Raw genomic sequence first — 12,954 nt, forward strand, 5'->3', positions numbered from 1 at the left:
GAAGCAGTTGCCTAGGACAGCAGGCTGCGCAGAACGTGCGCGGCGCCGTCGTCGTGGACGGACATGGTGACCTCGTCCGCGGCGGCAACCACTTCGTCGGGAGCCTGGCCCATGGCGACCCCGCGGCCAGCCCACGTGAGCATCTCGATGTCGTTGCGGCCGTCGCCGATTGCCACCGTGAGGTGCGACTCGATGCTCAGGTGCCCCCGGAGGTGTTCCAGGGCGCTGGCCTTGGTGACGCCTTCCGCGGCAATGTCCAGCCACGCGGTCCAGCCGACGGAATACGTGACGCCGGACAGGCCGATGTGCTTGATGGCCTCGTTGAACTCCTCGGACGTATTTTCAGAGCTAAAGACCACCACGCGCACTGCGGTGGCGTCGAGCATGGTCTGGAAATCCACACCGATGGCCTCCACGCCGAAGCTCGCGTCCTGGAAGCGTTCGGTGGAGAGGAAGTTGCCGTGCTCGTCCTCCAGCGCGTACTTGGCCATGGGAAGCCGCTTGCGGAGGGCGCGGAGCGCCGGACCCGGATCAAACGTGGCCTTGCGGATGACTTCGTAGCCGTCCGGGTGGGCCGGATCCAGCCGGAGGGTCACACCGCCGTTGCAGCACACCGCGTAGCCCGTCTCGATCCCGATCTGCTCGATGATGGGCAGGGTGGCATTCAGGGACCGGCCGGTGGCGATCATGACCTCGTGGCCCGCAGCCACAACCGCCTGGGCCGCTTCACGCACGGGAGCCGACATGTGGCCGTCGTGGTTGACCAGGGTGCCGTCCACGTCCAGGGCCACCATGAGCCTGGTTGAGTTGTTCTTGCCGTTGTTTCGCTGGTCATCGTTGCCAGCGACTGAGGTTTCAGTCAGTGTTGTCATTCACCTAGTACAGCAGACGCCCCCGGACAGCCGCTAGGACGCACGCCACAGCCAGTGTTAACTTGTGGTAAACACCCACAGCTTGTCCACACTGTGAGTGTTTGCCTGCGTGTCACCCAACGCCGTGTGCGGGCGCGAAATCCCCGCGGGGCAGTCAACTCCCCGCGGCGTTCCAGGGGGATTGGCCCACTTCGAGGGGAGTTGCGGGGACTTATCCACATCCGGTCGGGTGCTTCTGGCTGCGTCGGGAAGGCCAGCCCAGCATGGGAGCATGGACTCCACTTCCCCAACGCTCTTACTTGCCAGCCGAAGGCGTGCCCTCACAGGAAGCAGCCGGAGCCTGAGCCGCGCCTACAACAATGGCGAATTGGTGAGGGTCAGATTCGGCGTCTACTACAACAAGCCGGCCTGGCCCGCGCTCAAAGCGTGGCAACGATATTCGGCCACGATTGCTGCAGTTGCATGCTGTGACCCGTCGGCGGCCTTCTGCTACCTGACGGCGCTTCGGCTCTGGCGATTGCCCCTCCCCCGGGTGCCGGAGCACATTCACATCGTCACTCAGTCACCCCACAAAGCTGGTCGGCTTCCGCCAACCACCCGGGCTGCCAGGGATCCGAAGACAGGCCTCACCGGGCTGGAGCACACGCGAAGCTACGGAATTTACCGGCATCACTGGGCCGCTGACATCGTGGAACACCGGGGCGTAGCAGTCACTTCGCTCGTCCAGACGGTTGTTGACTGCATCGTCCGAATGGAGCTGCCGGAGGCTGTGGCCGTTACGGATGCGGTGCTGGGAAGCCGCCGCACTACCGGCGAGGGCCTCACACGGCAGGAATTGCTGGACGAATCGGCCCGACTCAGTTCAGCGGCCAAACGCCGCCGGGTCCTGGAGGTACTCGCGCTGGCCGACGAGGCATCCGAATCCGTCGGTGAATCCCGGAGCAGGGCGCTCATCCACGTCCTTGGACTCCCCGCGCCCGTCCTGCAACACTGTTTCTACGACGACGATGGCCTCATCGGGCGGACGGATTTATACTGGCCCGAACAACGCGTCATCGGGGAATTCGACGGCGACGCAAAGTATCTCGACGACGCCCTTCTCGGCGACAGGAACACCCGCGAAGCCATTCTGGCCGAGAAGAAACGGGAGGACCGGCTTCGGGCGCTCGGCTGCAAAGTTGTCCGCTGGGACTGGAAAACCGCAACCAACGCACGGCTGCTGAGTCGCAAGCTCGCAGCCGCAGGGATCACAGCGCGAAAATCCCCGCCGCGTGGCCAAATCCCCCTGGCGTTACCCGGGGAGTCGACCACGTGACGGGGATTCTTCGTTGGAGAACCCGAAACTACAGGACCGGCAGCACTTCCAGGCCACCGAGGTACTTCTGAAGCGCGCGGGGGACGTTTACGGAGCCGTCCTCGTTCTGGTGGTGCTCAAGGATGGCCACAATCCAGCGCGTGGTGGCCAGCGTGCCGTTGAGGGTGGCGACGGCGCGGGTTCCCTTGGGCGCACCGTCCTCGTTCAGCACCCGCTCACGGATGTTCAGGCGGCGGGCCTGGAACGTGGTGCAGTTGGAGGTGGACGTCAGTTCGCGGTAGGCGCCCTGCGTGGGCACCCAGGCTTCGCAGTCGAACTTGCGGGCCGCAGAGTTGCCGAGGTCGCCGGCGGCGGTGTCGATCACGCGGTACGGCAGCTCGCACTTGGCCAGCATCTCCTCTTCCCATGCGAGCAGGCGCTCGTGCTCGGCGGCTGCCTCTTCCACCGTGGTGTAGATGAACATTTCCACCTTGTTGAACTGGTGGACCCGGATGATTCCGCGGGTGTCCTTGCCGTGCGACCCTGCCTCGCGGCGGTAGCAGGAGCTCTGGCCCGCGTAACGGATGGGGCCGGCGGAGAGGTCCAGGATCTCGTCCGCGTGGTAGCCGGCGAGGGCCACCTCCGAGGTGCCCACCAGGTAGAGGTCGTCCTCGGCGAGGCGGTAGATCTCGGCGTCGTGCTTGACGTCGAATCCGGTGCCCTGCATCGTTTCCGGACGGACCAGCGTGGGGGTGATCATGGGGACGAAACCTGCATCGATGGCCTGTTCCATGGCCATCTGCAGGAGCGCCATCTCCAGCCGGGCGCCGACGCCGCGGAGGAAGTAGAAGCGCGAACCGGATACCTTGGCGCCGCGCTCCATGTCGATGGCGCCGATCAGCTCACCGATTTCCAGGTGGTCCTTCGGCTCGAAATCCGGGAATTCGCGGGGTTCGCCGACGGTCTTGACCACAATGTAGTCGTCCTCACCGCCTTCCGGAACGCCGTCCACAATCAGGTTGGGGATGGCGCGGAGCAGTTCCTCCTGCTGGGCCTGGGCAACGTCGGCCTCGGCCGAGGCGGCCTTGACCGAGGCGGCCAGGACCTTGACCTCCGCCAGCAGGGCCTGCTTTTCCTCGCCCTTGGCCTGCGCCACCTTCTTGCCGAAGACATTCTGCTCGGCGCGGAGGTTTTCGAAGCGGATCAATGCCGCGCGCCTGGCCGCGTCTGCTGAGATGATCGCATCCACCACGGATTCGTCGGCGCCGCGGGCGCGCTGGCTGGCACGGAACTTGTCCGGATTTTCGCTGAGGTCTTTTACGTCGATCACCAGACAAGAGTATCGAATCCGCCTGGGATGGCGCGGTGGGCCGTGCCGAGGTCCGTGCGGGATAGTGTTGGAGCACCATGAACGATTGGCTGCTCTACCTCATCATTGCTGCGGCCCTGGCTTTCGCGGTCTCCAGCTGGTGGGGCGTCCGGAGGCTCAAGGCGCTGCACACACGGAGTGCGGTCCAAGAGGACACGTACCATCCGGGCCTGGTGCAGCAGAAGGTGGCCGTGGTGATGAACCCGGTCAAGGCCAAATCGGCCGAAGCCCGCGCCCTCATCCAGCGCGCCTGCCTCTCGGACGGCTGGGACGCCCCAGTCTTTTTCGAAACAACCGCAGAAGACCCCGGGTATTCGCAGGCCGACGCGGCACTCAAAAGCGGGGCCGACGTCGTCCTTGTGGGCGGCGGGGACGGCACGGTACGCGTTGTGGCCGAGAAGCTGGCCCACACGAACGTGCCGATGGGCATCATCCCGCTCGGCACCGGAAACCTGCTGGCCCGGAACATCCACCTGGACGTCAACGACCTCCACGGCAGCATCCAGACGGCGCTCTTCGGACACCAGCGGCACATCGACACGGCGCGCATGGCCATCCGCAATTCGCGGACGGGCGCCTCGTCGGAGCATGTGTTCCTGGTGATTGCCGGCATGGGCATGGACGCCGAAGTCGTCGGGGACACCAACGACGGGCTGAAGAAGGCAGTGGGCTGGCTGGCCTACACCGAGGCCGGAGTCAGGCACCTGCCCGGTCGGCGGAAGAAGGTCTCCATTGCCCTGGACGACCAGCCGGAACAGTCCCGGAAGATCCGCAGCGTGCTGTTCGCCAACTGTGGCCTGATTCCGGGTGGCATCGACTTCATCCCGCAGGCGATGATCGACGACGGCATGCTGGATGTGGTGGTGATGAGCCCGCGCAGCGCCATCGGGTGGATTGCGATGTACACAAAGATTATGTTCAAGCACAAGAGGAACTTGCCGGTGATGAGCTACTACCGCTCCGGCAAGATCGTGATCAAATGTGCGGAGCCAGTTGCCACGCAGGTCGACGGCGATCCCTCCGGCGAAGCGACAGACGTTACCGTCCAGGTGGCGCCGGGATCACTGTTGGTGCGGGTTACGGAAAGCAAGGGCGGCGAACCGTCCGCAGGGGAAGCTTCCACCCCGCAGTAGGCCTCCGGAAGGACGCTTCCTGCGGGGACGCCGGAATCAGGCGCTGGCCTTCTTCTCCTCCGCCTCGGCTGCGGCCTTTGCCGCCGCGCGGGCTTCGGACTGTTCACGGATCATGGCTTGCTCCTCTTCGAAGCGCAGGCGATCCGCCCTGTCTGCATCGTCGCCGTCCCAGTCCTGGTTTTCGGCAGTCGGCTTGGGATTGACAATCATTCCCTGGCCGTCATTGTCGCTGCTGGTTCCTGACACTGACCCGCTCCTTCCGGTAGAGGTCTTCCCCAATGGATCAGGCAAGCATACGCACTGCTGTGCGGGCGGGGAAGTACCCCGAGGGGCATTTGCCTAAGCTGTGGGCGAACCTTGCGGGGCATGGACGGGAGCGACCGATGCCCCTCGGAGAATCCCTGCCACCCATTCATGTGCGGCCTGGAATGCTTGGTCTGAGGTGTGCGGTGCCACGTCCGGGCTCTGTGCGTCGGCCCGCGGGTAGGAACCGAGGAATCGTGTGGCCGGGCTGATCCGGTGCAAACCGGCCAGGGCGTCGGCAACGCGGGCGTCCTCCACATGGCCGTCGGCGTCGATGCTGAAGAAATAGTGACCGAGGTACTGGCCGGTGGGGCGCGACTCGATGCGGCTAAGGTTCACGCCGCGGGTGGCGAATTGGTCCAGGATCTCCATCAGGGCACCCGGCCGGTCCTCCGGCAGCGGTACTACCACCGTCGTCTTGTCAGCGCCGGTGCGGTGTGGAAGTGCCCCGGGCCGGCTGACCAGGACAAAGCGCGTCACGGCGCCGGGGTTGTCGCCGATGTTCTCCGCGAGCACATGCAGCCCGGGCTGCTCGGTGGCCACGATCGGGGCGCAGATGGCGGCGTCATAGTGGACCCCGTCCTCGTCCAGCAGCCCCATTGCCCCCGCGGCCGTTGAGGATGCGGGAATGTATTCCACACTCGGCATGTTCGCTTCGACCCAGAGCCTGCACTGGGCCCAGGCGTGTCCATGGGTGGATATCCGGCGGATATCCCGGATTTCCACGCCGGGGCGGGCCACCAGGACAAAGCTGATGGGAACCAAAGCCTCGCGGACGATCCTCAGCTCCTGGCCGGACGCGATGGCATCCAGGGTTGCCGTGACGCCGCCCTCCACGGAATTTTCGATGGGCACCATGGCGGCATCGGCTGATCCGTCACGGACCTTGTCCAGCGCAGTGTTCACATTGGAGGAGGGAATGCGGACGGCCTCGACGGCGCCCGGCACCTGCATCAGTGCCGCCTCAGTGAACGTCCCCTCCGGGCCGAGGAAGGTGTAGGTGACGGGCGACGCGGGCATGGACTGTCCTTCTCGATAATCTAAGCGCCGCCCGGCGGGCGGCCTGGCGGCAACTGCGGTGCCGCAGGTACTGGCAGAAGCGCTAGAGGATGACCGGCTTGAGGCCGTTGTCCGAAACGAGCGGCAGGCCCGATTCAAGCCATTGGTCCATCCCGCCGGCCACGTTGATGGCGGTATAGCCCTGCCCCACGAGCCATTTGGCAGCCCGCAACGAGCGGCCGCCTGTGCGGCAAATAACGTACAGGTCCTCGTCCGGATCCAGTTCTCCGAGCCGGCCCGGCAGCTGGTCCAGCGGTATGTGCAGGGCACCTTCGGCGTGCCCGGCCGACCACTCGTAGTCCTCCCGCACATCAAGGATCTTGGCGTCGGCGGGAACGTCGGTCACGGTCACGGTTTCGAAGTCGCTCATGGAAATCCTCTCCGGAAAATGAAGGTCTGCCTCCAGCGTAGCCGCCGCCGGAGGCAGGCACCCCGAATCCGGAGCACGTTACGCTTCAAGGTGACCGCAAAGGAGGGAATCGTCGATGACAGCCCAACAGCCAACCATCCTGGCAACGTCCGGCGGATATAAAGCCGGCCGGCGTTCACGGCTGGAGTTTGACGCCCTGCTGCACCACGCCGTCGAACTTTCCGGCGTCACGGGGCGCGCCCCCCGCGTGACGCATATCGGCACTGCCGCCGGCGACCAGCGCTGGTTCAATGCGGAGCTGGACCAGGCCGCGAAGATCGCCGGCTTCGATTTCAGCCACCTCAACCTGTTCACCATGCCCAGCATCGACGATCCGGAAGCGCACCTCATGGAGCAGGACGTGGTGTGGGTCAACGGCGGGTCGGTGGTGAACCTGCTGGCCGTGTGGCGGGCGCACGGCCTCGACGGGATCCTGCGGCGCGTGTGGGAAGGCGGCGTGGTCCTCGCCGGCGTCTCGGCCGGGTCCATCTGCTGGTACCAGGGCGGCACCACGGATTCGTTCGGACCGCAGCTGCGCCCGGTGACCAACGCGCTCGGCTTCCTGCCCTACGCCAACGGTGTCCACTACGACTCCGAGGACCAGCGCCGCCCGCTGGTGCACCGGCTGGTGGCCGACGGCACACTCGGCGAAACCCACTGCACGGACGACGGCGCGGGGCTGGTTTACTTCGGCACGGAACTGGTGGACGTGGTCACCGAAGTGCAAGGCAAGGCGGCGTACCGCGTCACCCGCCAGGCCGACGGCGGGACAGACGCCGCTGAAGAGCGGCTGGAGGCCCGTTTCCTTGGCTGAGATCCACGAGCTCTCCGCGGTGGGGCTCCGCGACGCGCTGCGCTCGGGCGTGCTCTCCGCCCGGGAGGTGACGGGGCATTTCCTGGCCCGGATAGCGGCGCGGAATCCCGGCCTCGGCGCCTTCATCACGGTGACCGGGGAACAGGCACTGGCCGACGCCGCCCGTGCCGACGCGCTCTACGCAGAGTCGCCCGGGCAACTTCCGCTGCTGCATGGCATGCCGGTGGCCTTCAAGGACCTCACAGATGTGGCGGGCGTGGTGACCACCCACGGCAGCGCGGCCCTGGAGCACAAGCCAGCCCCCGCGGACGGCGCACTCGCGGCGACGTTGAAGGGCGCCGGCGCCATCTCGCTGGGCAAGACCCAGGTTCCGGAGTTCGGCCTGACGGCCTACAGCGAAAACCTGATCGCGCCGCCGTCGCGCAATCCGCATGCGCTGAGCCGGAGCTCGGGCGGATCCTCGGGCGGCAGCGCCGCCGCGGTCGCCGCCGGTCTTGTGCCGTTCGCTCCGGGGTCCGACGGCGGCGGTTCCGTCCGGATCCCGGCGGCCGCCTGCGGACTGGTGGGCCTGAAACCGGGGCGCGGACTCGTCCCGGCCGGTGAAAGCACCGGCGATCCGGCCCGGCTGGTGGTGGCCGGGCCGCTGGCCCGTTCAGCAGGGGATGCCGCCCTGATGCTTGACGCCATGGTGGCAGACGGCGCCGGCCGGTACCTCGAGTCGCTGACGCGGGCGCCGGGGCGGCTGCGGATCGGCGTGAGCCTGGACAGCCCCTGGCAGGCCATTTTTCCGTTTACGCCGGACCCGGAAGCAATGGATGCCCTCAACGAGGGCGTCCGCCTGCTCGAAGCAGCGGGCCATTCCACGGCCGAAGCCGCCGTCGGGTACGACAACCGCTACCCGGACGCGTTCACCACGGCGTGGACGGCCGGTGTCGGGAGCGCCCGGATTGCACCGCAGCGCGAAGCCTTGCTGACCCCGCTCACCCGCACATTCCGCCGGCGCGCACAGCAGCGGAGTGCGTCAAAACTTAATGAGGCGCTGGGCTTCCTGCGGCAGTTTGAGAGGGACACCGTGTCCCAGTACTCCCGGTGGGACCTCATGCTGATGCCGGCACTGGCCCAGACACCCCGGCCCGTGGGCTGGTTCACGGGGGCGTCCCACGGCGACGGTTACTGGCCAGCCTCGGAATGGGCCGGCGACGCCGACGGCGACTACCGGAAGCAATGCGAATACGCGCCGTGGTCCAGCATGGTGAATGTGTGCGGACTGCCCGCCATCAGCATTCCCGTGCACTGGACCGGCGGCTCAGCCGGTGCCGGTCTGCCCATGGGTATCCAGCTGGTGGGGCCCACGGGATCCGAGGAACTGCTGCTGCAGGTGGCCGCCCAGATCGGATTTTAGACGGGGCGTCCACCCAGCGTGTCCGCCTTGCTTCCTCGCGCCGCGAATGTGACAATCCCGCCCTCCGGTGTCACCCTTAAGTAAATGAGCACTACTCATTTATCTGATCGTCCCGCTACAACGCCGGGCGATACGTCATTTTTTGGCCACCCAAAGATGCTGGCCAGCCTCTTCTCCGTAGAGATGTGGGAGCGCTTCTCCTTCTACGGCATGCAGGGCATCCTCCTCTACTACATGTACTTCACGGCTGCGCAGGGCGGCCTTGAAATTGAGCAGGGCCTGGCTGCCAGCCTGGTCGGAGCCTACGGCGGCGGAGTCTATCTCTCTACCATTCTGGGCGCCTGGCTGGCCGACCGGCTCTTCGGTTCGGAACGGGTCCTGTTCGGCTCGGCCGTCCTGATTATGGCCGGCCACATCGCCCTGGCGCTCGTGCCCGGAATTCCCGGCCTCATCGCCGGCCTGGTGCTGGTGGGCGTCGGCTCCGGCGGCTTGAAAGCCAACGCCACCGCGCTGGTGGGCACCCTGTACGAGGAGAAGGACGAACGCCGCGACGCCGGCTTCTCCATCTTCTACATGGGTATCAACGCCGGCGCGCTGATCGGCCCGCTGGTGACCGGCTGGCTGCAGGAAAGCCAGGGGTTCCACTGGGGCTTCGGCGCCGCGGCCGTCGGCATGGCCCTTGGCCTGGGCATCTACGCCATGGGACGCCGGAGGCTTCCCGACGAAGCCCATCACGTGCCCAATCCGCTGCCGGCTGCCCGGCGCACCAGGTACGGCCTGATCTTCGTGGGCATCGCCCTGGTGGTGGCGGTCCTTCTGGCCACCGGCACCGTCAATGCCGAAAACCTGGCCATGTCCATGGCCTACGCGGCAATCGGGGCCTCCGTGCTCTACTTCGCCCTGATCTTCAGCAGCAACAAGGTCAACGGCACCGAACGCAAGCGGGTGGTGGCCTTCATCCCGCTGTACATCGCTTCAGCGGCGTTCTGGGCTCTCTTCCAGCAGCAGTTCACGTTCATTGCCGTGTACTCGGAAGAGAAGCTGGACCGGAACCTGTTCGGCTGGGAAATGCCGGCCGCCTGGGTGCAGTCCATCAACCCGGTGTTCATCATCATTTTCGCCGGCGTCATGGCGGCACTGTGGACGCGCCTCGGCCAGAAGCAGCCCGGCTCGGCCGTGAAATTCTCCATCGGTTTGTTCGTGATGGGCCTGGCCTTCCTGGCCTTCATCCCGCTGGCCGGCGACGGGAAAACGCCCCTCCTGGCCCTGGTGGGCATCCTGTTCCTGTTCACCCTGGCGGAGCTCTTCCTCTCCCCAATCGGCCTGTCGGTGACCACCAAGCTGGCGCCCCAGGCCTTCCACACCCAGATGGTGGCGTTGTTCTTCCTGTCGGTCTCGCTGGGCACCACCCTGGCCGGCATCCTGTCCGGGCTGTACAACCCGGCCGACGAACTGCCGTACTTCATCGGCATCGGCGGCACGGCCATGGTGCTGGCCGTCGGCCTTGCGGCGGCCTCGCCGGCCATCAAAAAGCTCATGGGCGGCGTACGCTGACCCGCTGAGCATCCAGCGTCCGGTGGTGTCGTAGGGGCCGGCTGAGTCCGGCGCCTGCGCCCCGCCGCCGTCGAGGCACCCGGTGGGGCGTCCGACGTCGAACTCATGCCCGCGGGCGACGTCGCCGAAGGCGTGGTGCGAGTTGCCCGGCCCGGTTTGGTAGCCGTAACCCCGCGGATTCAAGTAGTCCTGAGTAGGTTCAGTCACCCTACTCGCATTTTGCCTTCTGCAGTCCAGTAGTGATCACTCAAGCCCCCTTGGGAAGGTAACGAATAGTATCCGAAGTGGGCTGGATAGTGCCCACGGCTCTCAGCATTGAGCTGCCGAGATGCAGAAAAGTACCAGGGCGACTGAGGGTTCCTTGGAACGGCGATGCGGGGGGAAAGCCTGTGCATAGCTAGTCGCCTCTAGACCTAGCTATGGGATGCAGACATGAAACTTTTGCAGCACCGGCCTCATCTTCGGCGCCGGACTAATCCCGGCCCTGAGGATACCTCCGTGGCCAAGACACACGCCCGCTGGACTGCCGCCGGAAGCGTTGTGGCAGTCGCTGCCAGCCTCCTAGGCGGTGCAGTATTTGCGGCGCCCGCCCAGGCGGCAGACCCTCCGGTCATAACGCTGACATTTGACGATGCGGACGGGGACCAGGTCGCAGCCGCGCAGATTCTCAATCAGGCAGGTTTGAAGGGGACGTTCTTTACGCCGTCTGGCTATCTGGATGCGACCGGCTACATGACCACGGCCCAGGCCCTCGCGCTCCAAACGGCCGGCCATGAGATCGGGGGGCACACCGTGACCCACCCCGACCTTGTGCAGATGGGGGCCGATGAGGCTAAGCGCCAGATCTGCAACGACCGAGTCAATCTAGCCAACAAGGGATTCCGAATCACCAGCTTCGCGTATCCGTTTGCATCAACATCCGACGCCGTCCTGCAGGTTGTCCGGGACTGTGGTTACAACAGCGCCCGGGGCCTTGGTGATTTGGAAAGCAAAGTTCCGGAATCGGTGGGCTTCGGTTTTGCGGAGGCAATCCCGCCCCTTGAGCCGATGCTGACAAAGGCCCCTGATCAGATCGACAACACATGGACCATCTTGGACCTGAAGAACCTGGTCACGAAGGCACAACCGGCGGGCGGATGGGTTCAGCTGACGTTCCACCACATCGGCGACGGGATCGACCCGACGACCAATACCGCGGACCCGCTGACCGTTTCCACTCCTCTCTTCCAAGAATTCGTAACCTGGCTCGCAGGCGAGCAGGCCGCCGGACGCGCCACTGTCAAGACGGTTGATCAGGTCATTGGCGGGACGGTCAAGGCTTTGGTCAACGGCCCGGCCGCTCCGGCTCCCCAGACCACGGGCAATCTGATCAAGAACCCTGGCCTGGAAACAGCGCCCCTTGTGGCGGGCGGGCTCCCGCAGTGCTGGGCCGCCGGCGGCTGGGGGACCAATACGCGCGCTTTCAGCGTCGCAACGCCAGGCCACACAGGAACAGCAGCCGGACAGATGGTGATGTCCGCGTACACGAACGGCGACGGGAAGCTCCTTCCCTCACTCGACCTGGGCGAGTGCGCCCCGAGCGCCGTTCCGGGCCACATTTACCAGATAAAGGCGTGGTACAAATCCACAGCTCCCACCCAGTTCGAGCTGTATTACCGAACAGGCTTGGGTACCTGGAGCTACTGGAATCTGGCAGCGAGCCCCCTGTACAACGCCGCTGCGAATTGGACCCAAGTCACCTATACGACGCCTCCCGTACCAGCCGGCGCCTCGGCCATCAGTATGGGCATGAACCTGATAAGCATAGGTACCCTGCTGACCGATGACTTCGAACTGACAGACACAGCGTCGGCCGCCCCTGCTGAGGCAACGGCCGCTATTCTGGCGGCAGCTACTGCCTCAAGCCTCGGCACGGCAACGGGCACCGTAGTTTGCGGGCTGGCTGCCGGCGGGTGCTACCAGAACTACCAGGCCGGCGTCATCCACTGGTCATCGGTAACCGGGGCCCGCATCACCAAGGGCGCCATCGACGCCGCATGGGCAGCGCAGGGCTGGGAAAACGGCGGGCTGGGCTACCCCACCAGCAATGAAATCGGCGGACTCAAGGACGGGGGCGTCTACCAGAACTTCCAGGGCGGCGTCATTCACTGGTCACCGGCAACCGGGGCCCGCATCACCAAGGGCGCCATCGACGCCGCATGGGCAGCGCAGGGCTGGGAAAACGGCGGACTGGGCTACCCCACCAGCAATGAAATCGGCGGACTCAAGAACGGAGGCGTCTACCAGAACTTCCAGGGCGGCGTCATCCACTGGTCACCGGCAACCGGGGCCCGCATCACTAAGGGCGCCGTCAGGGCCACCTGGGCGTTCTTCAACTGGGAGAACGGCTTCCTCGGATACCCGACCAGCAATGAGATCACCGGCCTGAAGAATGGAGGCGTCTACCAGAACTTCCAGGGCGGCGTCATCTACTGGTCGGCTGCTACCGGAGCCCACCCCAACGCGGGCGCCATCCGCGTGGCCTACGCTTCGCAGGGCTGGGAAAACGGACGGCTTGGGTACCCGACCACAAATGAGTTCGCCATTGGTGGCGGGGCAGTGGCCCAGGACTACCAGGGCGGACGCATCACCTGGTCGCCCACGTCCGGCACCTCCATCACGTACAGGTGAGCACGGGCTGGACGCTGGCAGGAAGTCACACTCCTAACAGCGGCTGACAAGACACAGATCCAACAAGGGAGTGCC

General features: G+C 65.6%; 11 protein-coding genes. 6 read left to right on the forward strand and 5 right to left on the reverse strand.

Features of this window, described 5'->3' with window-relative positions; translation table 11 throughout:
* Positions 1 to 11: 11 nt before the first annotated feature.
* Positions 12 to 872: an HAD family hydrolase gene (locus tag AC07YR_RS11800; RefSeq protein ID WP_436056304.1), complete on the reverse strand. Its 861-nt coding sequence runs from the start codon at positions 870 to 872 to the stop codon at positions 12 to 14.
* A 370-nt stretch (positions 873 to 1,242) separates the two neighbouring features.
* On the opposite strand from AC07YR_RS11800, the gene AC07YR_RS11805 reads away from it, so the two are divergent.
* Positions 1,243 to 2,187, forward strand: coding sequence for a hypothetical protein (locus AC07YR_RS11805; protein WP_494734033.1), 945 nt, complete (start codon positions 1,243 to 1,245; stop codon positions 2,185 to 2,187).
* A 28-nt stretch (positions 2,188 to 2,215) separates the two neighbouring features.
* On the opposite strand, the gene serS is transcribed toward AC07YR_RS11805, so the two are convergent.
* Positions 2,216 to 3,496 (reverse strand): serine--tRNA ligase, encoded by a 1,281-nt coding sequence (serS, locus tag AC07YR_RS11810; protein ID WP_055801983.1) that lies wholly within the window; start codon positions 3,494 to 3,496, stop codon positions 2,216 to 2,218.
* Between the two features lie 77 nt (positions 3,497 to 3,573).
* Between serS and AC07YR_RS11815 the strand changes: the two genes are divergently transcribed.
* Positions 3,574 to 4,668, forward strand: a complete 1,095-nt coding sequence (locus AC07YR_RS11815) for a diacylglycerol/lipid kinase family protein (RefSeq protein WP_494734034.1) — start codon at positions 3,574 to 3,576, stop codon at positions 4,666 to 4,668.
* A gap of 36 nt (positions 4,669 to 4,704) precedes the next feature.
* Here AC07YR_RS11815 and AC07YR_RS11820 read toward each other — a convergent pair whose 3' ends face one another.
* The 3 genes from AC07YR_RS11820 to AC07YR_RS11830 form a co-directional block, all read right to left on the reverse strand.
* Positions 4,705 to 4,914 (reverse strand): hypothetical protein, encoded by a 210-nt coding sequence (locus AC07YR_RS11820; protein WP_055801989.1) that lies wholly within the window; start codon positions 4,912 to 4,914, stop codon positions 4,705 to 4,707.
* Between the two features lie 93 nt (positions 4,915 to 5,007).
* Positions 5,008 to 5,991: a prephenate dehydratase gene (gene pheA / locus AC07YR_RS11825; RefSeq protein WP_494734035.1), complete on the reverse strand. Its 984-nt coding sequence runs from the start codon at positions 5,989 to 5,991 to the stop codon at positions 5,008 to 5,010.
* 82 nt (positions 5,992 to 6,073) lie between these two features.
* The gene (locus AC07YR_RS11830; RefSeq protein WP_055801996.1) at positions 6,074 to 6,400 is read right to left on the reverse strand and encodes a rhodanese-like domain-containing protein; all 327 of its coding nucleotides are present in this window, start codon (positions 6,398 to 6,400) and stop codon (positions 6,074 to 6,076) included.
* Between the two features lie 115 nt (positions 6,401 to 6,515).
* Between AC07YR_RS11830 and AC07YR_RS11835 the strand changes: the two genes are divergently transcribed.
* From AC07YR_RS11835 to AC07YR_RS11850, 4 genes are all read left to right on the forward strand, one after another.
* Complete coding sequence (locus AC07YR_RS11835; protein ID WP_494734036.1) at positions 6,516 to 7,253, forward strand: Type 1 glutamine amidotransferase-like domain-containing protein; 738 nt, start codon at positions 6,516 to 6,518, stop codon at positions 7,251 to 7,253.
* Complete coding sequence (locus tag AC07YR_RS11840; protein ID WP_494734037.1) at positions 7,246 to 8,655, forward strand: amidase; 1,410 nt, start codon at positions 7,246 to 7,248, stop codon at positions 8,653 to 8,655. The genes AC07YR_RS11835 and AC07YR_RS11840 overlap by 8 nt, the downstream gene beginning before the upstream one ends.
* An 84-nt stretch (positions 8,656 to 8,739) precedes the next feature.
* Positions 8,740 to 10,209, forward strand: a complete 1,470-nt coding sequence (locus AC07YR_RS11845) for a peptide MFS transporter (protein ID WP_494734038.1) — start codon at positions 8,740 to 8,742, stop codon at positions 10,207 to 10,209.
* Between the two features lie 498 nt (positions 10,210 to 10,707).
* Positions 10,708 to 12,879 carry a polysaccharide deacetylase family protein gene (locus AC07YR_RS11850; RefSeq protein WP_436056300.1) on the forward strand — a complete coding sequence of 724 codons (2,172 nt, stop codon included), beginning with the start codon at positions 10,708 to 10,710 and terminating at the stop codon, positions 12,877 to 12,879.
* Positions 12,880 to 12,954: the final 75 nt, after the last annotated feature.

The organism is Arthrobacter sp. GW460-12-1-14-TSB2 (assembly GCF_059423525.1).

Bases quoted from the DNA above. Each gene is read 5' to 3' on its own strand.
- AC07YR_RS11830 (WP_055801996.1), bottom strand. From the start codon at position 6,400: ATGAGCGACTTCGAAACCGTGACCGTGACCGACGTTCCCGCCGACGCC.
- pheA (WP_494734035.1), bottom strand. From the start codon at position 5,991: ATGCCCGCGTCGCCCGTCACCTACACCTTCCTCGGCCCGGAGGGGACG.
- AC07YR_RS11845 (WP_494734038.1), top strand. From the start codon at position 8,740: ATGAGCACTACTCATTTATCTGATCGTCCCGCTACAACGCCGGGCGAT.
- AC07YR_RS11800 (WP_436056304.1), bottom strand. From the start codon at position 872: ATGACAACACTGACTGAAACCTCAGTCGCTGGCAACGATGACCAGCGA.
- AC07YR_RS11835 (WP_494734036.1), top strand. From the start codon at position 6,516: ATGACAGCCCAACAGCCAACCATCCTGGCAACGTCCGGCGGATATAAA.
- AC07YR_RS11815 (WP_494734034.1), top strand. From the start codon at position 3,574: ATGAACGATTGGCTGCTCTACCTCATCATTGCTGCGGCCCTGGCTTTC.